General features: G+C 72.9%; 20 protein-coding genes. 9 read left to right on the plus strand and 11 right to left on the minus strand.

Annotated elements, in window-relative coordinates; genetic code table 11:
• From MTP13_RS10820 to MTP13_RS10830, 3 genes are all read right to left on the minus strand, one after another.
• On the minus strand, positions 1-897 hold the full coding sequence (locus tag MTP13_RS10820; protein ID WP_243567768.1) for an aldolase/citrate lyase family protein: 897 nt from the start codon (positions 895-897) through the stop codon (positions 1-3).
• On the minus strand, positions 882-1,667 hold the full coding sequence (gene hpaH / locus MTP13_RS10825) for a 2-oxo-hept-4-ene-1,7-dioate hydratase (protein WP_243567770.1): 786 nt from the start codon (positions 1,665-1,667) through the stop codon (positions 882-884). The genes MTP13_RS10820 and hpaH overlap by 16 nt, the downstream gene beginning before the upstream one ends.
• A gap of 207 nt (positions 1,668-1,874) precedes the next feature.
• Positions 1,875-3,539: a thiamine pyrophosphate-binding protein gene (locus MTP13_RS10830; RefSeq protein WP_243567771.1), complete on the minus strand. Its 1,665-nt coding sequence runs from the start codon at positions 3,537-3,539 to the stop codon at positions 1,875-1,877.
• A 167-nt stretch (positions 3,540-3,706) separates the two neighbouring features.
• Between MTP13_RS10830 and MTP13_RS10835 the strand changes: the two genes are divergently transcribed.
• The 5 genes from MTP13_RS10835 (at position 3,707) to MTP13_RS10855 (ending at position 9,556) form a co-directional block, all read left to right on the plus strand.
• Entirely contained in the window at positions 3,707-4,012 is a 306-nt protein-coding gene (locus MTP13_RS10835; protein WP_243567772.1) for a hypothetical protein, read from the plus strand.
• 253 nt (positions 4,013-4,265) lie between these two features.
• Entirely contained in the window at positions 4,266-5,801 is a 1,536-nt protein-coding gene (locus MTP13_RS10840; protein WP_243567773.1) for an ABC transporter substrate-binding protein, read from the plus strand.
• A gap of 82 nt (positions 5,802-5,883) precedes the next feature.
• Positions 5,884-6,825, plus strand: a complete 942-nt coding sequence (locus MTP13_RS10845) for an ABC transporter permease (RefSeq protein ID WP_243567774.1) — start codon at positions 5,884-5,886, stop codon at positions 6,823-6,825.
• Positions 6,822-8,717, plus strand: a complete 1,896-nt coding sequence (locus tag MTP13_RS10850) for a dipeptide/oligopeptide/nickel ABC transporter permease/ATP-binding protein (RefSeq protein WP_243567775.1) — start codon at positions 6,822-6,824, stop codon at positions 8,715-8,717. The genes MTP13_RS10845 and MTP13_RS10850 overlap by 4 nt, the downstream gene beginning before the upstream one ends.
• Positions 8,714-9,556: an ABC transporter ATP-binding protein gene (locus MTP13_RS10855; protein ID WP_243567776.1), complete on the plus strand. Its 843-nt coding sequence runs from the start codon at positions 8,714-8,716 to the stop codon at positions 9,554-9,556. The genes MTP13_RS10850 and MTP13_RS10855 overlap by 4 nt, the downstream gene beginning before the upstream one ends.
• A gap of 111 nt (positions 9,557-9,667) precedes the next feature.
• Here MTP13_RS10855 and MTP13_RS10860 read toward each other — a convergent pair whose 3' ends face one another.
• On the minus strand, positions 9,668-11,080 hold the full coding sequence (locus MTP13_RS10860) for an aldehyde dehydrogenase family protein (RefSeq protein ID WP_243567777.1): 1,413 nt from the start codon (positions 11,078-11,080) through the stop codon (positions 9,668-9,670).
• Between the two features lie 192 nt (positions 11,081-11,272).
• Between MTP13_RS10860 and MTP13_RS10865 the strand changes: the two genes are divergently transcribed.
• Entirely contained in the window at positions 11,273-12,847 is a 1,575-nt protein-coding gene (locus tag MTP13_RS10865; RefSeq protein WP_243567778.1) for a GMC family oxidoreductase, read from the plus strand.
• Positions 12,848-12,919: 72 nt separating this feature from the next.
• Here MTP13_RS10865 and MTP13_RS10870 read toward each other — a convergent pair whose 3' ends face one another.
• The 5 genes from MTP13_RS10870 to MTP13_RS10890 all read right to left on the minus strand — a co-directional run bounded on the left by MTP13_RS10870 (position 12,920) and on the right by MTP13_RS10890 (position 18,550).
• A complete protein-coding gene (locus tag MTP13_RS10870) occupies positions 12,920-14,161 on the minus strand; it encodes a multidrug effflux MFS transporter (protein WP_243567780.1) in 1,242 nt (413 codons plus the stop codon).
• Positions 14,158-15,153 (minus strand): alpha/beta hydrolase, encoded by a 996-nt coding sequence (locus MTP13_RS10875; RefSeq protein ID WP_243567781.1) that lies wholly within the window; start codon positions 15,151-15,153, stop codon positions 14,158-14,160. Before MTP13_RS10875 ends, MTP13_RS10870 begins: the two co-directional genes overlap by 4 nt.
• Positions 15,154-15,287: 134 nt before the next feature.
• Positions 15,288-16,271: an alpha/beta hydrolase gene (locus MTP13_RS10880; RefSeq protein ID WP_243567782.1), complete on the minus strand. Its 984-nt coding sequence runs from the start codon at positions 16,269-16,271 to the stop codon at positions 15,288-15,290.
• 159 nt (positions 16,272-16,430) lie between these two features.
• The gene (locus MTP13_RS10885) at positions 16,431-17,399 is read right to left on the minus strand and encodes an aldo/keto reductase (protein ID WP_243567783.1); all 969 of its coding nucleotides are present in this window, start codon (positions 17,397-17,399) and stop codon (positions 16,431-16,433) included.
• Positions 17,400-17,440: 41 nt separating this feature from the next.
• Positions 17,441-18,550, minus strand: a complete 1,110-nt coding sequence (locus MTP13_RS10890; RefSeq protein ID WP_243567784.1) for a zinc-binding dehydrogenase — start codon at positions 18,548-18,550, stop codon at positions 17,441-17,443.
• Between the two features lie 109 nt (positions 18,551-18,659).
• Between MTP13_RS10890 and MTP13_RS10895 the strand changes: the two genes are divergently transcribed.
• Positions 18,660-20,117 carry an amidohydrolase gene (locus MTP13_RS10895; RefSeq protein ID WP_243567785.1) on the plus strand — a complete coding sequence of 486 codons (1,458 nt, stop codon included), beginning with the start codon at positions 18,660-18,662 and terminating at the stop codon, positions 20,115-20,117.
• Positions 20,118-20,182: 65 nt separating this feature from the next.
• Here MTP13_RS10895 and MTP13_RS10900 read toward each other — a convergent pair whose 3' ends face one another.
• On the minus strand, positions 20,183-20,923 hold the full coding sequence (locus MTP13_RS10900) for an SDR family NAD(P)-dependent oxidoreductase (RefSeq protein WP_243567786.1): 741 nt from the start codon (positions 20,921-20,923) through the stop codon (positions 20,183-20,185).
• Positions 20,924-21,008: 85 nt separating this feature from the next.
• On the opposite strand from MTP13_RS10900, the gene MTP13_RS10905 reads away from it, so the two are divergent.
• The gene (locus MTP13_RS10905; protein WP_243567787.1) at positions 21,009-21,974 is read left to right on the plus strand and encodes an aldo/keto reductase; all 966 of its coding nucleotides are present in this window, start codon (positions 21,009-21,011) and stop codon (positions 21,972-21,974) included.
• Between the two features lie 89 nt (positions 21,975-22,063).
• Here MTP13_RS10905 and MTP13_RS10910 read toward each other — a convergent pair whose 3' ends face one another.
• Entirely contained in the window at positions 22,064-22,792 is a 729-nt protein-coding gene (locus tag MTP13_RS10910; protein WP_243567788.1) for an alpha/beta fold hydrolase, read from the minus strand.
• Between the two features lie 130 nt (positions 22,793-22,922).
• Here MTP13_RS10910 and MTP13_RS10915 point away from each other — a divergent pair, with 130 nt between their 5' ends.
• Complete coding sequence (locus MTP13_RS10915; protein WP_243567789.1) at positions 22,923-23,927, plus strand: methyltransferase; 1,005 nt, start codon at positions 22,923-22,925, stop codon at positions 23,925-23,927.
• The last annotated feature ends 30 nt before the right edge of the window (positions 23,928-23,957 follow it).

Consider the following 23,957-nt stretch of genomic DNA (forward strand, 5'->3'; position numbering starts at 1 on the left):
TCAGTAGCTCTCGCGGGGGGCGCCCGCGTCCGAGGCGGTCGCGCCGGAGGCATCCGTGCCGTCGCCCGTCCGGTCGTTCGCGGGGTGCGCGCCGATGAAGCGGTCGGCGAGCGCCTCCGAGGCGCGCGCCAGGATCGCGACGTCGGCGCCGACGGCGGCGAAGGCCGCCCCCTCCGTCACGTAGCGGTCGGCGTCCGCCGGCACGAAGGCGTTGATGCCGGCGGGCTTGCCGGCCGCTCGGGCGGCCCGGATCGCGGTGAGCGCGGCGTCGACGACGTCCGGATGGCTCGGCTGACCGAGCAGGCCCATCGAACCCGCGAGGTCGGCCGGCCCGATGAAGATCGCGTCCACGCCGTCGACCGCGAGGATCTCCTCGACGTTCGCGATCGCGGCGGCCGACTCGATCTGCACGATCAGGCTCACCGTCTCGGAGGCGCGCCCGAGGTAGCCCTCGATGCGGTTCCAGCGGGACGAGCGGGCGAGCGACGCGCCGACGCCGCGCGCGCCGTGCTCGGCCGGAGCGGCGTCGCCCCCGGCCGGGCCCGGGTAGCGCACGGCGCGGACGAGCTCACGCGCCTGCTCGGCCGAGTCGACCATCGGCACGAGCAGGTTCTGCACGCCGAGGTCGAGGTACTGCTTGATGAGCACGGGGTCGCCGATCGGCGGCCGCACCACGGCCGAGACCGGGTAGGCCGACATCGCGTACAGCTGGTGCAGGATCGACTGCAGGTCGTTGGGGGAGTGCTCGGCGTCGAGGAGCACCCAGTCCACGCCGCTGCCCGCGGCGACTTCGGCGATGATCGGGCTGGCGGAGCAGACCCACATGCCGATCTGCGGGCGGTCGGCCGCGGCGAGGCGGGCCGAGAACGTCTGCGGGGCGTTCATTCGAATCGGCACGTGATCGCCCCCAGCTGGCCGTAGTCGGCGTGCACGGTGTCGCCGCGCTCGACCCACATCGGTCGGGTGAACGAACCCGCGAGCACGATCTCGCCCGCTTCGAGCGACTGCCCGTGCTGCGCGAGCTTGTTCGCGAGCCAGGCGACGCCCATCGCGGGATGGCCGAGCACGGCGGCGGCGACGCCCGACTCCTCGATCGTCTGGTTGCGGTACAGCAGCGCGCCGACCCAGCGCAGGTCGAGCTCGTCGACCTTCACCGGGCGGCCGCCGAGCACCATGCCGCCCATCGCGGCGTTGTCGCTGATCGTGTCGACGATCGTGCGGCCCTCGAGCTCGATGTGCGAGTTCAGGATCTCGAGCGCCGGCACGACGTACGCGGTCGCGTCGAGCACGTCGAAGATGGTGGCGTTCGGGCCGGAGAGCGGCTTCGCGAGCACGAAGGCGAGCTCCACCTCGATGCGCACGTTCGAGAAGCGGTCGTACTCGACCGTCGCGCCGGACTCGAACACCATGTCGTCGAAGATCACGCCGTAGTCGGGCTCGGTGATGCCCGTCGCGACCTGCATCACCTTCGAGGTGAGGCCGATCTTGCGGCCGACGAGGCGGGCGCCGGCTGCGGCGCGCCGCTCGGCCCAGAGCTTCTGCACGGCGTACGCGTCCTCGACGGTCATGCCGTCGTGGCGGGCGGTGAGCCGCGGCACGATGCCGCGGTCGCGATCGGCGATGAACAGTTCGTCGGCGATCGCCTCGATGGTGGACTGGTTCAGCACGCGGGCTCCACTTCCTCGTCGGGCGCTTGGGTTGATCGTATACGATCCCGCGGCTCCGGCGCGAGGGCTTCGCGTCGTTCCCGCCGAGCGGCCGGTTCGCTCGGCCTGTCGACAACTCAGGAAGCCTCGCCGGCGTGCCCAGCGACGGCGCGGGTTGCACGAATCGACGACCCGCATAACCGCCACATGTTCCTGAGTTGTGTGAGGTCAGCGGGAGTTCACGCGGATGATCTCCTGCTGGTAGGGGGCGATGACGTCGCCCGAGATGCGGCAGTCGAGCAGCAGGAAGGGGCGCTCCGCCGCGGGGCGGGCGGCCCAGTCCGCGAGGGCGTCGAGCTCGCCGAGCTCGCGCACGACGACGCCCTCCGCGCCGAACGCGCGCGCCGCGGCCGCGAAGTCGGCCTCGGGGATGCGCATCGGGCCCTCGGCGAGCCCCTTCAGACCGTAGAGGTTCACCTCCGCGCCGTAGGCGGCGTCGTTCCAGACCACGGCGACGCCTCGTCCGCCCGCCGTGCGGATCGCGGTCTCGAGGTCGGCGATCGCCATCAGCCCGCCGCCGTCGCCCGTCGTGAGCACGATCGTGGACTCGGGGCGGGCGGCCGCCGCGCCGGCGACGCTCGGGAAGCCCTGCCCGATCGACTGGAACGCGGTGCCGACCATCATCATCCGGTCGGGTGCCGCCACCGGCCAGTACATGTTCGCCCAGCCGATGAAGTGCCCGCCGTCGGAGACGACCACGCGATCCTCGGGCAGCAGCTCGGCGATCCGGCGCGCCGCGCTGCGGGGGTCGAGCCGGCCGTCCGGTGCGGCGACCTCGCCGGACTCGTAGCTCCGCGCGGCCGCGACGTCGACGCGCTCGCGCCAGGCGTCGGGGCGCACCGCCTCGCCCGTGAGCGAGATCAGCTGCGAGACGAGCTCGCGGGCGACGAGCCCGGCGTCGCCGCGCACGTAGCCGCCCACGTTCGGATGCGTCGCCGCCGGGGCGACGTCGACCTGGAACACGCGCGTGCCCGGCGCGAACAGCTCGCCGAAGCGCATCGTGAACTGGTTGAGCGACGCGCCGAAGACGACGGCGACGTCGGCCTCGCGGACGAGTGCCATCGCGCCGTCGGCGCCGAAGCCGCCGGCGACGCCGAGGTCGAAATGCGCCTCGGGGAAGACGCCGCGGCCGAGCGCGGTGGAGGCGGTGAGCGCACCGGCTGCGGCTGCGAGCTCGCCGAGCGCCTCGCTCGCGTCGGCGAGCCAGGCTCCGCGGCCGGCGAGGAGGAACGGCCGCTCCGCCCCGGCGAGAGCGCGGGCGATCTCGCTCAGCTGGCCGTGCGCGAACTCGCCGGACGGCGCGACCGGCCCCGGCAGAGCGGGGGACGGCGCCGCGGTGAGGGGCCCCGCCTCGGCGGCGGCGACGTCGTAGGGGATCGCGAGCACGACCGGCAGTCGGTACTGCAGGGCGTGCTCGATCGCGATGACCGTGGTCGCCGCGGCATCCGTGCGGCCGACCGTATAGGTGCGCGCGCCGACCGCGGAGGCGAGCGCGATCTGGTCGACGTCCCAGGGGCGGGGGCCCGAGGTGGGCTCGTCGCCGACGACGAGCACGAGCGGCACGCGCGCCTGCGCGGCCTCGGCGAGCGAGGTGAGCGTGTTCGTGAAGCCGGCGCCGTAGGTCGAGGTCGCCGCGGCGAGACGCTTCGAGGCGCGGTAGTGGGCGTCGGCGGCGACGACGCCGCCGGCCTCGTGGCGCACCGCGGTGAACACGGCGCCGGTCTCGCGCTCGATCGCGTCGAGGAAATAGGCGTTGCCGTTGCCCATCACGCCGAAGACGTGGCTGACGTGGGCGGAGAGGGCGTGGGCGACGTGGGAGGAGACGGTGGGCATGCGGCGGCCTTTCGAGACGCGACGGACGGATTCCGTATGTGTCTCGCAACCGACGCCGGCATCGGCTCGCTTCGTGCCCATTTTTCGAGCACCGGCGCGGATGGCGCGCCTGGACGCAACGAGTATACGGCGACGAGCGGATGCCGCGGGCACGGCATGATTGAGCCATGAAGACCGTGCAGTTGCGTCGCTATCAGATCGTCGAGGGCGAGTACGAGGCGTTCGTGGAGTGGTTCGAGACCCGGATGCCCGCAGTGCGGCGCGCCACCGGGTTCGAGGTGGAGTTCGCCTACGGGCGGCCGGAGGCGCATGAGTTCGTCTGGGCCGTGAGCGTGCCCGGCGACCGCGCCGAGTTCGAGCGCGTCGAGGCCGCCTACCTCGTCTCCCCGGAGCGCCGGGGGGCGTTCGAGGGGATCCCGGAGCGCATCGCGGCGAAGGAGATCTCCTTCGTGGAGGACGTCTCGATCGCCTGAATTCCGGGGATGGACCGCGGGGGCGGCGACGTGCGCGGGCACGTCGCCGCCCCGTCTTTCTCCAGGTGTTGTGTTTCTTGTCAACAGTTGTAGACTTACCCGCACGGCACATCGAGGTGACGACCTCTCGAGCTCCACGGCTACGTCGCCGCGGCGCATCGACGCGCAGAACGCGACCGGAGGGATCGGCACTCGCCCTGACCGCGATGTCCCGCAGCACCCACCTGTTTCCCCGCAATCGAGAGAAGAAGACATGAAGAAGGCACTGCCAGGCGTCGCCCTCGCCGCGGCCGCCGCGTTCGCGCTCACCGCGTGCACGTCCGGTACTGACGCGCCCTCCGACGGTGACGGCGGGACCTCGGTCCACCCGCTGAGCATCGGCAACTTCCTGGACGTCACCTCCTGGGACCCCTCGCTCGCCGACATCGGCTTCGACGGCCCCTACCTGTCGGCGGTCTACGACCCGCTGCTGACCATCGACGGCGACGGCCAGCCGCAGCCCGGCCTCGCGACCGACTGGGAGGTGTCTGACGACTTCACCACCATCACGATGAACCTCCGCACCGACACCGAGTTCTCGAACGGCGAGGCCTTCAACGCCGAAGCCGCCGTGAAGAGCCTCGACTACCTGAAGGCGGGCGTCCGCTCGCAGGAGGCGTACCAGAAGGTCGAGAGCTTCGAGGCGGTCGACGAGGACACCATCGCGATCCACCTGACCCAGCGCGACGACACGATCCTCTACTTCATGGGCCTCGGCCGCAGCTACATGATGGCGCCCTCGGCCATCGACGACGGCTCGCTCGCGACCGCCCCCGTCGGCTCCGGCCCGTACACGCTGGGTGCGAGCTCGGTGCCCGGCGCGGAGTACCACTTCGACAAGGTCGCCGATCACTGGGCGGCCGAGGACTTCCCCTTCGACCCGCTCACCATCTCGCCGCTCTCGGACGCGACGGCCATGCTGAACGGCATGGAGGGCGGCCAGTTCAACCTCATCTACGGCGACAAGACCGCGATGGACCTGGCCCCCGACAACGACTGGAACGTCGCCAGCGGCCTGTCCATGTGGGTCGGCCTGCAGTTCAGCGACCGGCTCGGCGCGACCGAGATGGGCAAGCCGCTCGGCGACGTGCGCGTGCGCCAGGCGCTGAACTACGCGTTCAACGGGCAGGAGCTCGTCGACACCATCGGTCAGGGCGTCGGCGTCGCGACCAACCAGGTGTTCCCGGCCGACACCCCCGGCTACGTGAAGTCGCTGAACGACATGTACCCCGCGAACATCGAGAAGGCGAAGCAGCTGCTCGCCGAGGCGGGCTACGCGGACGGCTTCGACGTGACCATGCCCATGGCCCCGCCGTTCCAGCCGTGGCAGGCGATCATCGAGCAGACCTTCGGCGAGCTCGGCATCGGCGTCACCTTCAAGGAGACCGACTTCATGCAGTACATGTCGGTCGCGCCCGAGTACCCCATGTTCGTCGCGGTCATCGCGATGGACGGCAACCCGGTCGCCACGGTCGAGCGCCAGATCGCGAAGCCGCAGTGGTACAACCCGAACCCGGGCGTCGAGGCGTTCCCCGAGATCCAGGCCCAGATCGACACGGTCTTCAGCGCCGAGCCCGGCGACGAGCAGATCGCCGCGATCGAGAAGCTCAACGAGCTCGTCACCGAGCAGGCCTTCTTCTCGGTCTGGAGCCAGTCGACGAACACCTACATCTCGACCTCCGAGTTCGAGGTGACGCCGGTCATCGGCATGATGTTCCCGACGCTCCGCCAGATCGAGGTCGTGGGCTGACCGCCTCGGGACGGGGCCGCGCGAGCAGCGCGGCCCCGTCCCACCGGCTTCCCCCGAGTCCGCACCCGATCCAGGAGTTCCCATGCTCACCTTCACGCTCAAACGGCTCGTCTCCGGGGTGATCCTGCTGGTCGTCGTGGCGACCGCGACCTTCTTCCTGGCGCACGCCGCGATCCCCGACCCCACGCTGGGCCTCCTCGGCAGCGCCGCCACCCCCGAGGCGCAGCAGGCGCTCGCGGCCAAGATCGGCACCGACCGGCCCGTGATCGTGCAGTTCGGCGACTGGATCGCCGGGCTCTTCCGCGGCGACCTCGGCGACTCCTGGAAGAACTTCCAGCCCGTCGGCGCGCAGATCGCGCTGAAGCTCCCCGTCACCCTCTCGGTCGTCACCGCCGCGGTGCTGCTCTCCGCCGTGCTGGGTGGCTTGCTCGGCGTGCTCGCCGGCCTCCGCCCCGGCACCTGGATCGACAAGCTCGTGAAGGCGGGCGCCGTCATTCTCTTCGCGCTGCCCGGCTTCTGGGTGGCGCTCCTGCTCGTGATGACCTTCGCGGTGCAGCTCAAGTGGTTCCCCGCGGTCGGCTACGTGCAGCCGCAGGAGTCGGTCGGCGGATGGCTCCAATCGATCACCCTGCCCGCGATCTCCCTCGCCCTCGGTGCCGTCGTGATGATCGCCGAGCAGCTCCGCAACGCCATCATCCGCGCCGACGGCCTCGACTACATGCGCACGCTCCGCAGCCGCGGCCTGCCGCAGTGGCGGATCGTCGTGCACCTGCTGCGGAACTCGGCGCCGCCCTCGCTCACGATCCTCGCGCTCATGTTCGTCGGCCTCCTCTCGGGCGCCATCATCGTCGAGCAGATCTTCGCGCTGCCCGGCATCGGGCCCCTCACGCAGGCGTCCTCGCAGAACGGCGACATCCCGATGCTGCTCGGCATCACCGTCGTGACGGTCGTCTTCGTCGTCATCATCAACTTCCTGCTCGACATCCTGCTCGGCTGGATCAACCCGAAGGCGCGTGTGAAGTGACCTCCCCGCTGACCGAGAACATCGACACCCGCGCCGGCCGTCGCGGCTCCGTCTTCGTCCGCCTGCTGAAGCGCCCCGCCGGGGCGATCTCCTTCGGCATCCTCGTGCTGATCGTGCTCGTCGCGGTCTTCGCGCCGCTGCTCGCCCCGTACGACCCGAACTTCGTCGACCTCTCCATCACCCGCGCCCTGCCGAGCCCGGAGCACCTGCTCGGCGGCGACACGACCGGGCGCGACGTGCTGAGCCGGCTGATCTGGGGCACCCAGATCACGCTCTGGGGCGCGCTCGTCGCGATCGTGACCTCGCTCGTCATCGGCGTGCCCTCGGGCCTCGCGGCGGGCTACTTCGGCGGGGCGACCGACCGCATCGGCACCTGGATCAGCGACGCCGTGCAGTCGGTGCCCGGCATGATCATCCTGCTCATCGTCGGCGCGAACACCGGGAACGACTTCAACCTGCTCATGGTCACGGTCGGTGTGTTCATGGCGCCCGGGTACTTCCGCCTCACCCGCGCGACGGTGCTCGCCGTGCGCAACGAGGCGTACGTCGACGCGGCGAAGGTCTCCGGCCTCTCGCACGCGCGGATCATGGGGCGGCACGTCATCCGCCCCGTCGTGGCGCCGATCGTCATCCAGTCCGCGCTCACCGCCGGCATGGCGATGGGCATGCAGGCGGGCCTGCAGTTCCTCGGCATCGGCGGCGGCACCACCCCCGGCTGGGGCGCCGCGATGAACGAGGGGTTCCGGGTCATGCGCACCGACCCGCTGCTGCTGCTCTGGCCCTCGCTCGCCCTCGGCATCTCGATCGCCGCGCTCGCGGTGCTCGGCTCGACCCTCGCCGACGTCGTGAGCGTCACCGCCCCGCTGCCCTCGCGGAAGGCGCGACGCGCCCGCCGCGCGGCGGAGCGCGCCGCGGCCTCCGGCGAACCGCTCGCCGTCACCGCCTCGACCGGTGCCGTCGCGCACGCCGCAGCGGACTCGGCGGTGCAGATCGAGAACCTGCGGGTGCGCTACGAGACCGCCGACGGCGAGGTCGAGGTGGTGCACGGCATCACGCTCGACGTGGCGCCCGGCGAAGTGCTCGGCATCGTCGGCGAGTCCGGCTCCGGCAAATCGCAGACGGTGTTCTCGGTGCTCGACCTGCTGCCGAAGACGGGAAGCTACACGGCCGACGCGATCTGGATCGGCGGCGAGGACGTCACCTCCCTCGGCCGCCGCGACCGGGCGCGCCTGCTCGGCCGCGAGATCGGCTACGTGCCGCAGGAGCCGATGACGAACCTCGACCCCTCGTTCACGATCGGGCATCAGCTCATCGAGCCGCTCCGCGCCGTCCACGGGATGAGCCGCGCCGACGCGAAGGCCAGGGCGCTCGCGATGCTCGAACGGGTCGGCATCGCCGATCCGCCCCGGGTCATGCGCGCGTACCCGCACGAGCTGTCCGGCGGCATGGCGCAACGCGTGCTCATCGCCGGCGCGATCGCCGCGAAGCCTTCGGTGCTCGTCGCCGACGAGCCGACCACGGCGCTCGACGTGACGGTGCAGGCCGAGGTGCTGGAGCTCCTGCGCGAACTCCAGCAGGAGTACCGGATGGCGCTCGTCATCGTCACCCACAACTTCGGCGTCGTCGCCGACATCTGCGACCGCGTCGTGGTCATGCGGCACGGGTCCATCGTCGAGATCGGCGAGGTGGCGCAGCTGTTCTCGACCCCCGAGGAGCCCTACACGCGGGAGCTCATCGCGGCCTCGCTCGACGGGGCCGAGAGCCGCGCCGAGCTCGACCGCGCGTTCGCGCTGACCGGCTCCACCGCACAGGACGCCGACGCCCAGGAGGCCGCGGCGCCGGCCGCCACGGATGCCTCGACCGAGGCCGACCGCAAGGAGGTGCGCGCATGAGCGCGACCGCATCCGCCGCACCGCTGCTGCAGGCGAAGGACGTCGTCGTCGAGTACGGCACCCGGCGCAAGCCGAACCGGGTGCTGCACGAGGTCTCGCTCGAGATCGCACCAGGCGAGTGCCTCGGCCTCGTCGGCGAGTCCGGCTCGGGCAAGTCGACCCTCGGCAAGGCGATCCTCGGCCTCGTGCCCGTCGCGGGCGGCTCCATCGCCTTCGACGGCCGCGACATCACGCACGCCTCGGGCCGGGACCGTCGGGCGCTCGCCGCCGACATCCAGGTCGTCTTCCAGGACCCGTACGGCTCGCTCGACCCGCTGATGACCGTGGGCGACATCCTCGCCGAACCGCTCGCCACCGCCGGTGCGAGCCGTGCCGAGGCGAAGGCCGTGGTGGGCGAGATGCTCGATCGCGTGCGGCTGCCGAAGCACGTCATCGACCGCTACCCGAGCGAGTTCTCGGGCGGACAGCGGCAGCGCATCGCGATCGCGCGGGCGCTCGTGCGCCGGCCGAAGCTCATCATCTGCGACGAGCCGGTGAGCGCGCTCGACCTCACGACGCAGGCGACGATCCTCGACCTGTTCATCGAGCTGCAGCGCGACACGGGCGTCTCGTACCTCTTCGTCTCGCACGACCTCGGCGTCGTGCGCCGCGTCTGCCACCGCGTCGCGGTGATGTACCGCGGCACGATCGTCGAGACCGGCGACGGCGAGCAGGTCACCGGCGACCCGCAGGACGCCTACAGTCGCCGCCTGCTGATGGCCTCGCCGGTCGCGGACCCTGCGCTGCAGGCCGAGCGCCGCGAGGCCTGGCTGGCGCTGCGCGGCGAGCGCGCCGCCTGACCGGCGGACGCGGCGCTGCCGTCCGGCGCGATCCCGTCGGGCACGATCCCGTCGGGCACGAGGAAGGGCCCCGCTCGTCGAGCGGGGCCCTTCCTCGTCGCGGTGCTCGGCTCAGCCGCTGACGACCTGGGGCTCGGCGACGGCCTTCAGGCCCTCGACGCCGAACTCGCGGCCGTAGCCGGACTGCTTCGCCCCGCCGAACGGCACCATCGGGTGCAGTCCGCCATGCGAGTTGATCCACACGGTGCCCGCCTGCAGGCGCGCGGCGATCTCGCGTGCCCGATCGCGGTCCGCCGACCACACCGAGGCGCCGAGGCCGACCTCGAGCTCGTTCGCGAGGCCCACGACCTCGTCGAGATCGGAGTAGCGGATGACCGGCAGGGCCGGGCCGAACTGCTCCTCGACGACGAGGTCGTTGTGCGGGTCGATGTCGGCGACGATCGTCGTCGGGTAGAAGTTGCCGACGGCGTCGTGGTCGGGGTCGCCGCCGAGCACCACGCGGGCGCCGGCGGCCTTCGCCGACTCGACGAGGCGGTCGACGATCTCGTACTGGCCGCGGTTCTGCAGCGGGCCGAGCACGTTCTGCTCGTCGAGGCCGACGCCCATCGGCACGTTCTTGGCGACCTCGACGAGCGCCGCGACGACCTCGTCGTAGACGGAGTCGTGCACGTAGAGGCGCTTCAGGGCGGCGCAGGTCTGGCCCGTGTTGATGAACGCGCCCCAGAACAGATTCTCGGCGATCGCCGCGGGGTCGACGTCGGGCAGCACGATGCCGGCGTCGTTGCCGCCCAGCTCGAGGGTGAGCCGGGTGACGTTGTTGGCGCTCGCCTCGATGATGCGCTTGCCCACCGGCGTGGAGCCCGTGAACATGATCTTGCCGACCTTCGGGCTCTTCGTGAGCGCGTCGCCGACGGTGCGGCCGGGGCCGGCCACGATGTTCAGCACGCCGGCCGGCAGCACCTCGTTCATGACGGCGACGAGGGCGAGCCCCGAGAGCGTCGTCGTCTCGGCCGGCTTCGCGACCACGGTGTTGCCCATGCGCAGCGAGGGGGCGATCTGCCAGATCGCGATCATCATCGGCCAGTTCCACGGCGAGATCGCGCCCACGACGCCGATCGGGCGGTAGTGCAGCTCGGCGTAGTTCTCGCCGTCGTCGACGACGACCTCGACGGGCAGCGGCGTCTCGGCGGTGGCACGCAGCCACGCGACGCAGGCACCGACCTCGAAGCGGGCGTTCGGGCCGTTCAGCGGCTTGCCCTGCTCGCGCGAGAGCAGCTCGGCGAGCGGCTCCGCCGCGGCCTCGATCGCGTCCGCGGCGCGGTGCAGGTAGCCGCGCCGCTCCTCGTCGGCGAGGGCGGCCCAGGCCGGCTGCGCGGCGACGGCGGTGTCGATGGCGCGCTCGAGATCGGCGACGTCCTGCACGGGGGCGGTGCCGATGAGCTCGCCCGTCGCGGGGTCGTGCACGTCGCGGGACGGCCCCGACGACGGCGTGATCGCCTCGAGGAGGCGGTCGTAGCTTTCCATGGATTCCTCCACTCAGAGAGTCCGGTCGAGACCGGGTGAATCCGGTCGGATCCCACGCTACGAGCGCCCGCCCGGCCGGCCTTGACCTGGCGAGCACGAGCGTTGACCGTGTGCGTACGGGGCCGCCCGGGCGCTCGCAGGCTCGGTGCTGGCCTGGCAGCCTCGAGGCATCCCCGATGGAGAGGAACGCCAGTGGCCGCAACCCCCCAGTCCACCGTCACCCCCGAGTCCGGCGGCGCGCGTCGTGTCGTCGTCGTGGGCGCGGGCTCCGCCGGCAGCGTCATCGCCCGCCGCCTCGCCGACGCCGGCGTCTCGGTCACGGTGCTCGAGGCCGGCGGCGAGGACACCAACCCCGCCATCCACGACCCGAGCCGGATGGGCGAGCTCTGGCACAGCCCGGACGACTGGGACTACTTCACCGAGCCGCAGCCGGCGGCCGCGGATCGACGCCTGCACCTGCCCCGTGGCAAGGTGCTCGGCGGCTCGCACTCGCTGAACGCCATGATCTGGGTGCGCTGCGCGCCGGCGGACTACGACCACTGGGCGAGCCTCGGCAACGAGGGCTGGTCGTGGGCCGAGGTGCTGCCGATCTACCGGGACATCGAGCGCTTCTCGGGCGGCGCCTCGGAGCTGCACGGCGACGCCGGCCTGCTCGACGTCACCGACGACTACCCGCTCGACCCGATCCAGGCGTCCATCATCGAGGCCGCCGTCGAGGAGGGGCTCGAGCACAACCCCGACTACAACGGCGACCACCTCGACGGCGTCTCGCAGGAGCAGGTCACCATGCGCGACGGTCGTCGCCTGAACACCTACCTCGCCTACCTCGCCCCCGTGCGCGACGCGGTCGACGTCCGCGTCGGCTGCCATGTGCACCGGCTGCTCTTCGCGGAGCCCGAGCCCGGCGGGGCTCCCGACGGCGGACCGCGCGTCGTGGGCGTCGTCTTCGAGCAGGGCGGCGAGCTGCACGAGCTTCGCGCCGACGAGGTCGTGCTCGCGGCGGGCGCGATCGACTCGCCGCGGATCCTGCTGCGCAGCGGCATCGGGCCGGCGGACGAGCTCGCCGAGCTCGGCATCGAGGCCGTCGCGGACCTGCCCGGCGTCGGCCGCAACCTGCACGACCACCTGCTGTCGCCCGTGATCTTCACGACCGAGCGCCCCGTCGGGCCGCCGCACGAGGGTGTCTCGGTGACGCAGACGCACCTGTTCTGGAAGAGCGACCCCGCCCTCGAGGTGCCCGACACCCAGCCGATCCACTTCAGCGTGCCGATGTACCAGGAGGGCATGACGGGACCGGGCGACGGCTTCTCGCTCATGGCCGGGATCGTGACGCCGAAGAGCCGGGGCAGCATCCGCCTGTCCGGTCCCGAGCCGCACGACCCCCTGCGCATCGACCTCGGCGCGCTCTCGCACCCCGACGACGTGCGCTCCCTCGTCGCGTCCGTCGCGCAGTGCCGCCGCATCGGGCGGCAGCCCGCGCTCGCCGAGGCGTGGGGCGCGAGCGAGCTCTACCCGGGGCCGGAGGTCTCGGACGAGGATCTCGAGGCCTACGTCCGCTCGACCGCCATCACCTACCACCACCAGGTCGGCACGTGCGCGATGGGCATCGGGCCCGAGGCGGTGGTCGATCCGAAGCTGCGCGTGCACGGCGTCGCGGGGCTCCGTGTCGCGGACGCCTCGATCATGCCGCGCGTGACGACGGGCAACACGAACGCCCCGTCCGTGCTGATCGGCGAGCAGGCCGCCCGCTTCCTCCTCGCCGACTGACCACCGACGACCACCTCCCGAGTTGCCCGACTTTCATGAAAGTCGGGCAACTCGGGTTCTGGGCCGGGGCGTTCAGGGGGCGAGGGCGCCGCGACGGCGGAGCGCGGGGAACACGACCGCCCAGCCGAGCGCGAGCGCGACGAGCGCGCCCGCGGCGATCGTCGAGCCCATCGCGAGCGCGGTCGCCCCGGTGAGCGAGGCGAGCGGGGCCACGATCGGGCCGACGGTGAACTGCGCGGTGCCGAGGACGGCGGATGCCGTGCCGGCCCGCTCCCCGTGCGCCGAGAGCGCGAGCGTGGAACCGTTCGGACCGCCCACGCCGACGCTCGCGAGGAAGAGGCCGAGCGCGAGGATCACCCAGAGCGCGACGCCGGCGATCGCGCCACCGAGCAGCAGCAGCGCGCACGCGGCCGTGATGCTGAGGCCCAGGAGGTACATCCGGGCGGGCCCGGCCCGCCGCACGAGCACGCGGCTGAGCTGCGCGCCCGCCATGTTCGCCACGGCGTTCGCCGCGAAGCAGAGCGAGAACAGCTGCGGGCTCAGGCCGAACTCGTCCTGGAGCACGAAGCTCGACATCGAGAGGTAGGCGAAGAAGGCGACCCCGCCCGCCGCCGAGGCGCCGAGCACGGCGAGGAAGAGCCCGTCGCGGGCGAGCGCGCCGAGGTGCCGCCCGCTCGCGGCGAAGCCGCCGCCGTGCCGGCGCTCGGGCGGCAGCGTCTCGCGCATGAGCGTGAGCGCGAGCACGAAGAGCAGCGCGCCGACGCCGCCGAGCACGCCGAAGATGCCGCGCCAGTCCATGACGAGCGCGAGCTGACCGCCGATGACGGGGGCGACGATCGGCGCGGAGGCGCTGACGAGCATCAGCAGGGAAAGCATGCGGCTGAGCTCCGCGCCCGAGTAGAGGTCTCGGGCGACGGCGAGGCAGATCACGATGCCCGCCGAGCCGGCGAGCCCCTGCAGGAATCGGGCGACGAGCAGCACCTCGATGCTCGGCGCCACGACGCAGACGAGCGAGAGCGCGGTGAACAGGGCGACCCCGACGAGGAGCGGCCGGCGACGGCCGAAGCGGTCGCTCAGCGGCCCCGCGACGAGCTGGCCGAGCCCGAGCCCGATCATGCAGACCGACATCGTCGCCTGGGCGAGGGCGTCGCTCGTGCCGAGGCTTGTCGCGAGCTGCGGCAGGCTCGGCAGATAGAGGTCCATCGACAGCGGGCCGAAGGCCTCGAGCAGGCCGAGCACGAGCATCGCCCGGCCGACGCCCATGACCGGCCGGGCGGGGCCGCCGGGCCGGGCGGCGCCCGCGTCGTGCGTCACGGGGACGGCTCGACGCCGAGCGTGCGCCGGAGCCAGCTGTCGCGCGCCTCGTTCGCCGCCCGGGACACGATCGCCTCGGGCGAGAATCCCGAGAAGCCGTGGTAGGCGCCGGCCCACACGTGCAGCTCGGCCTGGCCGCCGGCCGCCCAGATCCGGGAGGCGTAGGCGACCGTCTCGTCGCGGAACACCTCCGCCGCGCCGACCTCGAGGTGGGCGGGCGGCAGGCCGCCGAGCTCGGCGGCGCGTGCGGGCGCGACGGCGGGGGAGACGTCGTCGCCGAAGCGGCGGTCGCCCAGCACGGCGGTCCAGGCGGTGTCGTTGTTGTTGCGGTCCCACGCGCCGATGCCGTCGTACTGGCGGCTCGAGACGGTCTCGTTGCGGTCGTCGAGCATCGGGCAGTTGAGCAGCTGCCCGGCGAGGCGGGGCCCACCGCGCTCGCGCGCGAGCAGCGAGACGCCCGCGGAGAGGCCGCCGCCCGCACTCGCGCCCGAGACGATGATCCGCTCGGGGTCGACGCCGAGTTCGGCGGCGTGCGCGGCGAACCACTCGAGCGCCGCATAGCAGTCCTCGACGGCGGCGGGCCCCGGGTGCTCGGGGGCGAGCCGGTACTCGACCGCGACGCCGACGGTGCCGTAGCGCAGCGCGAGCTCGATGAGCTCGGGGGTGCCGAAGAAGCGGGTGCCGAGCACGAGGCCGCCGCCGTGGATGCCGAGCACGCCGGGCGCGGCCTCGGCGCGCTCGCGGGGGCGGATGATCGTCACCTCGATCTCGGGGGAGCCGGCCGGACCTGGCACGCGCCGGTGCTCGAACTCCAGCGGCAGCTCGCCGATCTGCGCCTCGATCGGCGGGATGATGGTGGCGAAGTGCGCCCGGTTCGCGAGGATCGTGTCGCCCCGGAGCGGGATGCGTTCGACGAGCTCGAGGAAGGCGGCGAGGCCCGGCTCGAGCGCGGGGTCGTAGGGCACCGGGGTCGGCGCGGCGTCGGTGGTCATCGGGACTCCCTCGTTCCGGTGGGTGCGCGGGGTGCGCGGGTGCGGGTCCGAGTCGTCCGTACCGGCGGGGCAGGCGTTCCGCCGGCACGGACGTCGGGGTCGGTGGGGGCCCGGCTCGGCGGCCGGCGCCCGGGTCAGAGGCCCAGGACGCGGCGGAGCCAGGAATCCCGCGAGGCGAGTGCCGCACGGGTGAGCTCGGTGTCGGGCGCGTACATGTCGAAGCCGTGGAAGGCGCCGCCCCAGACGTGCAGCTCGGCCTGGCCGCCGGTCGCCCAGATGCGGCTCGCGTAGTCGACGTCCTCGTCGCGGAACATCTCCGCCGCGCCCACCTCGATGAACGCGGGGGCGAGGCCGGAGAGATCGGCGGCGCGGCTCGGCGCGGCGTAGGCGGGCGCCGCCGTGGAGCCGGCGAGCTCGGCGCCGAGCACCATCCGCCAGGCGAGCAGGTTGAGCTCGCGCTGCCAGGTGCCGATGCCGTCGTACTGGTAGCTGCCCACGGTGCTGTTCGTGTTGTCGAGCATCGGGCAGATCAGGAGCTGGCCGGCCAGGGCGGGCCCCTTCCGGTCGCGCGCCATCAGGGCGACCGCGGCCGCGAAGCCGCCGCCCGCGCTGCCGCCCATGACGACGATCCGCTCGGGGTCGACGCCGAGCTCGGCCGCGTGCTCGGCCGTCCAGACGAAGGCGGCGTAGTTGTCCTCGACGCCGGCGGGGTAGGGGTGCTCGGGAGCGAGGCGGTACTCGACGTTCACGCCGACGACGCCGAGCGACTCGACGAGGTCGACGACCCGGCCGTGCTCCCAGGAGCGGTGGCCGACGATCATGCCGCCGCCGTGGTAGTTGACGAGCGCCGGCAGCGGTGTGCTCGCCGCGGCGTGCCCCGTCGGGCGGAAGATCGTGATCTCGAGCTCGGGCGACCCGGCCGGGCCCGGGATCACCCGTTCCTCGGCCTCGACGGCGCGGCCGGCGACGAGCTCGGCGGCGGACGGGAACATCCGGTCGGCGCCCTCCCGGGTGTGCGGCAGGCTCTCCTCCGTGAGCGGCGGCTGCGGGGCGGCGTTCATCGCCTCGAGGGCGGGCAGCAGTTCGTCGGCAAACGGCACGGGCGGATAGGCGGTCATGGTCTCGGCTCTCGATCGTCGATGGGTCGGTGGTGGGAGTGGGATGCCTCGGGCCGTTCAGGTCCCGGGGCCGTTCAAGTCCTTGGGCCGTTCAGGTCCTTGGGCCGTTCAGGTCCTTGGGCCGTTCAGGTCCTTGGGCCGTTCAGGTCCTTGGGCCGTTCAGGGGCCCTCGGGGTCGACGACTCCGCGGTCGGCCCAGAACGGCTCGACCAGCCGGCGCAGCTCCACGGCGCCGATGCGTTCGGCGAGCTCGACGGCCGCGAGGTTCTGCTCGAGCTGCGCCATCCGGGTCGCGCCGAACAGGGTTGTCGTGTTCGCCGGGTGGGTGAGGGTGAAGGCGACGGCGAGCTGGGCGGGGCTCGCGTCGAGCGACTCGGCCAGTGCGACGAACTCGGGCACCTGCTCGACGATGCGGGCGCGGACGTCGCCGGGGTCGCGGCCCACCTCGCGCTCGCGCTCGACCCGGCCGGCGAGGATCCCGCCCTCCAGCACGTCGGAGGCCTGCATGCTGAAGCCGCGTTCCCAGATGGCGGCGAACGGCTCGCCGTCGGGGATCGAGCGGCGGGCGACGCTGTACTTCAGCTGCGCGATCTGCGGGCCGGGCACCCCCTCTGCCTCGGCGAGCTCGAGCAGAGTGCGGATGTTCGTCGCCGACCAGTTGTTCACGCCCCAGGCGCGGATCAGCCCGGCCTCGGCGAGGCCCGCGAGGTCCAGCACGAGCTCGCGCAGCGAGAGGTCGTCGCGGCGGAGGTCGCCGAGGATGACGAGATCGGCGTACTCGGTGCCGACGCGGAAGAGCGCGCGCTCGAGCTGCGGCCGGAACCCGCCCTCGCCGTAGCCCTCGAGCCAGAGCTTCTCCGAGAGCTGGTACTGCTCGCGAGCGAGCCCGGCGCCGCGCACGATCGCCGAGAACAGCACGTCGGTGATCGCGGGCGGCTTCATGCCGGGGAAGCCGTACACGCCGACGTCGAACAGGGTGATCCCTCGTTCGACGGCGGTCGCGACGAGCTCGACGGCGTCCTCGAAGTCCATGCGGTCGTAGGTGTGCCAGGAGCCGAGCGCGAGCACGCCGGTGCGGATGCCGCTCGTGCCGATCTCGCGGGTGGGGATGGTGGTGGGTCCGGTCATGGTCGCTCCAGTCGTGGGCGTTCGGTCGTGGGGGCGCCGGCTCAGGGCAGGCGCGGGTCGATGACGGCCTTGATCTCGCCGAGCCGGTGCATCCGTTCGATGTGCGCGCTCGCCTCGGCGAGCGGCACGGCGGGGGAGAAGAGCTCGTCCCACGGCATCCGATCGGCGAAGGCGCGGAAGAAGTCGATGGCGCGCGCGTAGTCGGCGATGTCGCCGTTCAGCGAGCCGACGACGGTCAGCTCCTTGCCCATGATCGCCGAGAGGGCGATCGGCTCGCCGACGGGGCCGGTGGAGCCGACGACGACGAAGGTGCCGCGCTGGGCGGCCATGCCGATCGCCTCGGGACCGACGCTCGGCGCCCCGGCGAAGTCGAGCACGAGATCCGCGCCCTGCCCCTCGGTGAGCTCGAGCACCCGTGCGACGACCGCGTCCGAGCCGCCCTCGATGCCCACGACGTGATCGGCGCCGAAGCGCTCGGCCATCGCCAGCCGTTCGGCGGGGGCGCCGACGGTGATGACCGTGCCCGCGCCGGAGAGCTTCGCGACGGCGGTGGCGAAGATGCCGAGTGCACCCGAGCCCTGCACGACGACGCGGGAGCCGGGCCGCACGCCGCCCGCGCGGCCGAAGGCGCGCAGCACGGTCTTGGCGGCGCAGCCGGCCATCGAGGCCCAGGTGTCCTTGACCTCGGCGGGCAGCAGCAGCTTCGCCGCGCCCGGCACCACGTAGGCGTAGTCGGCGAGCCCGGCGGTCGCGTAGGGCGGCACGTCGGAACGCTGCAGGAAGCCGTAGCCGCGGCGGCTGCAGGCGACGGGCTCGCGCAGCACGGTGCAGCCGAAGCACTCGCCGCAGGTGGACTCGGACCAGCCGATGCGGTCGCCGACGGCGAGCTCCCGGCCGAGTGCGTCGCGCGTGCCCTCGCCCACGGCGACGATCTCGCCGACCATCTCGTGGCCGAGCACCATCGGCAGCATGCCGGGGAAGCTCATCCGGCCCGACCAGATCTCGATGTCCGTGCCGCAGAGGCTCGCGCAGGTGATGCGCACGAGCGCCGCGCCCGGCTCGACGTGCTGGGGGAGCGGGAGCTCCTGCAGCTCGAGGGGCTCGCCGTGGGCGGTGAGCACGGCGGCGCGGGTGGTCGTGGGGATCGTCATCGAAAGCTCCCTTCGAGGCGGTGGTTCCGGTCGCGACGTTGTCGACCGGCCGCCGATGTGGGTTATTCTACATACGTTGACCAAAATTGCCAGCGCTCGAGGAGGAGACGTGCAGGGAGTCGAACGATCGGGTGCCGAGGGCCCCGCCGAACTGGTGCTCCGCGGGGGGACGGTGCTCGCGCTCGACGCCGCCGACACCCGCGGCACCGCGATCGCCGTGCGGCACGGCCGGGTGCTCGCCGTCGGCGACGAGGCGAGGATCGCGCCGCTGATCGGCCGCCGCACGCGCGTCGTCGAGCTGGACGGCCGCGCCGTCATCCCGGGCATCAACGACTCGCACCTGCACGCGGCCTGGCTCGGCGCGATGTGGCCCGACACGGTGTTCGGGGCGATGGAGGCGGGTGAGGCGGCCGAGGTCCCGTCCGGCGGGCACGGGGGGCCGCCCGCCGAGGCCGCCCAGCTCGAGGCATCCGCCGCCGATCCGCACGTTCCGGCGGGGCCCCGCCTCGTCGACGACGAGGCCGGCCGGCGCCGGGCCATCCTGCGCGCGGGCGAGCTCATCGCCTCGCTCGGCATCACGAGCTACACGGAGCCCGGCCTCGGGCCGGGCGAGGACGAGGGCGCGACCGGATGCTTCGGTCAGGCCGTGCTCGACAGCTACCGCGCGCTCGAATCGGAGCGCGCGCTGCGCGCCCGCGTGAACGTGCTCGCCCTGTTCGGCGTGCTCGACGGGCCGAGCGAGCTGCGGGCGTTCCTCGCCGGGCTGCGCGGGCTCGAGCGGCAGACCGAACGGCCCGCGTGGCTGCGCGTCGCCGGGGTGAAGATCTTCGCGGACGGCATCCCGCCGATGCTGCAGGCCTGGACGGCGCACGCCTATCCGGACGGTTCGCACGGCGGACTCCTCGTGGGCGGCGGCGACCTCGATCAGCGCGCGGCGAACCTCGCCGAGATGATCCGCGCCGTGCACCGGCACGGCCTCCAGCTCGGCGTGCACGCCACGGGGGACCGCACGATCGATCACGTCATCGACGCCGTCGAGGTCGCCGCCGCGGAGGCGCCGGCCGATCTGCGCCACTACGTCATCCACGGCGACCTCGTCACGCCCACGGCGCTCGACCGGATGCGCGGGCTCGGCATGGGGCTCAACGTGCAGGCCGGCATCGCGGCGAAGACGGCCCCGTGGGTCGCCGGCGTGCTCGGCGAGGAGGTCGCCGCGGCGGCGTGGCCGATCGGGCGCGCGATCGAGACGGGCGTGCGCGTGTCGCTCAGCTCGGACGCGCCGGTGCTCGCGCCGGACTGGCGGCAGGGCCTGGCGGACGCGGATGCGTGGATGGGCGCCGCAGCGCCCGCGGACGCCGAGCGGCGGATGCTGCAGCTGCTGCGCGCGTACACGGTCGTGCCGGCGCACCAGGACGGCGCGGAGGGCTGGAAGGGCACCCTCGCGCCGCGGATGGCGGCCGACCTCTGCGTGCTCGAGGCGAATCCGCTGGACCTCGCGCCGGCCGAGCTGCCCCGGGTCGGCGTCGAGCTCACCGTCGTCGACGGCGACGTCGTGTTCGAGCGCTGACGCGCCATTCCGAGTTGCCCGACTTTCATGGAAGTCGGGCAACTCGGCAGGGTGGGTGGGGCGGCTCAGGTGAGCAGCTGGCCGCCGTCCACGGCGAGGCTCACGCCCGTGATGTGCGCGGCGCCCTCGCTCGCGAGGAAGACGACGGCGGGGGCCACCTCCTCGACCTCGGCGAGCTTGCCGAGCGGAATACGGCTCGACCAGGCCTCGCGCGCGGGGGAGCCCTCGGGCATCCCCATCCGCAGCATCGGCGTGAGCACCGGGCCCGGGGCGACCGCGTTCACGCGGATGCCGTGTCCGGCGAGCTCGATCGCCGCCCAGCGGGTGAGCGAGTCGACCGCGGCCTTGCTCGACTCGTAGGCGCCCATCCCGGGCGTGGGCTGGCGGCCGCCGATGGAGGAGATGTTCACGATGGCGCCGCGGGTGCCGTTCGCGATCATGCGACGGGCGACCGCCTGGGTGATCGTGAAGGTGCCGACGATGTTCACGTCGACGATCGAGCGGTAGGCGCCGGGCTCGAGCTCGGTGAGTGCGCCGTGCACCGAGAGGATGCCGGCGTTGTTCACGAGGACGCCCACCGGACCGTACTCGGCCTCCAGGGCCTCGGCGGCGCGAGCGGCAGCCTCGGCATCCGTGATGTCGAGCGCCAGGTGCGCGACGCCGAGCTCGTCCGCGGTCGCGCGTGCGGCGTCCGCGTCGACGTCGGCGACGACGACCCGGTCGCCCGCGTCGCGGAACGCGGTGGCGATGCCGCGGCCGATGCCGCCGGCGCCGCCGGTGATGAGCACGATTCGAGGTTCGGACACGGGATCTCCTTCTGCCGTCGGCGTGCGTCGGTGCACGCGCGTGGTTATATTATACGAGCGTAGAAAAAAGCGACGAGGAGGCCGCATGACCGTCACCGTTCCCACCCGCCAGCTCGGGCCCGGCGGGCCGGAGGTCCCCGTCTTCTCCCTCGGGTCCTGGAACACCTGGGACCGCATGGACTTCGACGACGCGGTCGCACTGATCCGCCGCGCCCACGAGGCGGGCGCCGCGTTCTTCGACGTGGCGCACTACGACCTGGGTCCGCACGCCGAGCAGGCGACGACCGACCTGATCTTCGGTCGTGCAGTGCGCGAGGCCGGGCTCGCCCGGGAGGACTACCTGCTCTGCGGCAAACTCTGGCTCTGGGAGTACCCGCGCGTCGGCTTCGCCGGACAGTTCACGACGTCGCTCGAGCGCATCGGCGTCGAGCATGCGGAGTTCGCCGTCGTCGGCGACTACCTCGAGCCGATCGACGTGCGCCGCGTCGTCGACGACGTGCAGGCCGAGATCGCGGCCGGCCGGCTCGGCGCCTGGGGCGTCAACAACTGGCGCGCCGACGACCTCGTGCTCGCGCTCGACCACGCCGAGCGCGAGGGCCTCGTGCCGCCGAGCTTCGCGCAGCTGAAGTACGGCCTCGTGCGTCGCTCGATGGCCGAGGGGCCCGAGTACGGCGAGCTGTTCTCGTCGGGGCGGCTGGCGTTGCAGGCCTCGGATGCCTTCGAGGGCGGCATCCTCGCGGGCAAGGCCGTGCCCGGGCGCAAGATCGGTGCGGACGTCGGCGGGATCCGCGAGCGCATCGTCGCGATCTTCCCCGAGGTGGCCCGGATCGCCGCCGAGCTCGATGCGACCCCGACGCAGCTCGGCATCGCCTTCTGCCTCGCGAACCCCGCGACGGCGAACGTGCTCTTCGGCGTCAGCCGGATGGCGCAGCTCGAGGACAACCTCGGCGCGCTCGCCCTGCTCGACCGGGTGGGCGCCGAGGCGATCCGCTCGGCGACCGAGGGGCTCCAGCTCGACCAGGCCGTCCGCTCCGACGGCGTCTGGGCGTAGCCGCGCGGGGCGCGTCAGACCTGCTTCACCCCTGAGTTGCCCGACTTTGATGAAAGTCGGGCAACTCGCGGTTCGAGCGGTGTCAGGGGTCAGGCGAGGAAGTCGAGCACGGCCTGGCGGAACTCGGGGCTCGCGAGCGCGCCGAGGTGGTCGCCGGGCACCCGCACGAGCTGCCCGCGCGCGACGCCCTCTGCGACGCGGTCGATGCCGGCCGTCATGGGGTCGTCCGCGCCGGCGACGAAGAGCACCGGCACGGCCGGCACGTCCTGCGCCGGGTCGAAGGGCTCGCGTGCGAGGCCGGCGATGAGGCGCGGCAGCGAGTCTCGATCGCGGCCCGGAGCGCCGATCATCGCGGCCATCATGCCGAGCATGGGGTCGGCCGGGGCCTCGCCGTCCAGCGCGCGGACCAGGGCGGCGACGTCGACGCCGGCGAAGGGCTCGAAGGGGCTGAGGCCGCCGAGCACGAGGCGCTGCACGCGCGGCTCGGCGGCCGCGAGCGCCCAGGCGAGCCGCGCGCCGAGCGAGTAGGCGACGACGTCGACCGGCCCGGACTCGGGGAGCGCCTCGCGGATGGCCCGGACGACCGCGCCGGTCGAGGCATCCTCGTCCGCCCCGATCGCGCCGCCGGTGCCGTGCCCCGGCAGGTCGACGACGATCGCCTCGCGTCCGGAGGCGGCGATCGCGTCGGCGAGTCCGCTCGCCACGAAGTCGGTCTCGCCGTCCGAGGCGAAGCCGTGCAGGAGGACGACGGGGGCATTGCCGCGGCCTGCGGCGTCGCCGGCGGCGGGCAGGGTGCGGGTGCTGACGGTGAGAGGCATGCGTTCGCTTTCGACGGTGAATGAACGGGTGGATTTGTTTTTCTATGTTAGTAGAAAAACGTGTAGCATCGTGCTGAATCCACGACATCGCCGTCCCACGGATACGGGCGGCCGCACAGGAAGCGCAGCCATGACCGACACCCTCCAGCCCGCCGAGCGGGCCGCCAGCCCCGCCGCCATCGTCGACATCGCGATCGGCTTCATGGGCGCCAAGCAGCTCATCACCGCGAGCCGCATCGGCCTGTTCGCCGCGCTCGCCGACGGCCCGCTCGACGCCGAGGCGCTCGCCGCGGCGACCGGCGTGCCGCAGCGCCAGGTGCGGATCCTCGCGGACAGCATGAACGCCCAGGGCCTGCTCGAGCGCGAGGGTGGCCGCTATTCGCTCACCCCGGATGCCGCGACCTACCTCACCGGCGAGCGCGCCGAGATCGACCTGGGGCCGTTCCTGGCGTTCCTCGGCGACACCTCCTACGAGCAGTGGCGGGGTTACGACCGAACCGTCGACTCCGACGCGCCGGGCGTGCTCGAGCTCGACGAGGCCGGCTGGGGCCGCTTCCTCGCTGGCGTGATGCGCTACAACGAGCTGCACGCCGACGAGTTCGCCCGCGCCTTCGACGTCACCGGGCGGCGCTCGCTGCTCGACCTCGGCGGCCTCAGCCCGGCCTTCGCCGTCAACGTGATGCGGGCGAACCTCGAGCTCGCCACGCGCTTCGTCGTCGCGCCCGACTTCGCCGACTCCGTCGCGCAGGCTGTGGCCGAGGCGGGCCTCGCGGACCGCGCCGTGGTCGAGGGCGGCGACACCGAGTCGGTCGAGCCGGGCGGCGAGCACGACCTCGTCTTCGTGAACCATGTGCTGCACCGCTTCACGGCGGAGCAGAACCGCACCATCCTCGCGAACGCCCGCGCGGCCGCGGCACCGGGGGCGAAGCTCGCCGTGCTCGACTTCACGCTCGACGAGGAGCCGCGCCAGCGCCGCATCGACGCGCTGCACGCGGGGGAGTACTACAACATCGACGGCACCGTCGTGTTCCCCGAGGCCGAGGTCCGCGAGTGGCTCGACGAGGCCGGCTGGAACTACGTCGAGACGATCGCCCTGCCGGGCAGCCCGCGCATCCTCGTCGCCGAGGCCCGCTGAGCGGTCTCGCCGCACCGTCCGAAACCGAGT

Source organism: Agromyces soli (assembly GCF_022811605.1).
In the GTDB taxonomy this organism is placed as follows: Bacteria; Actinomycetota; Actinomycetes; order Actinomycetales; family Microbacteriaceae; genus Agromyces; species Agromyces soli.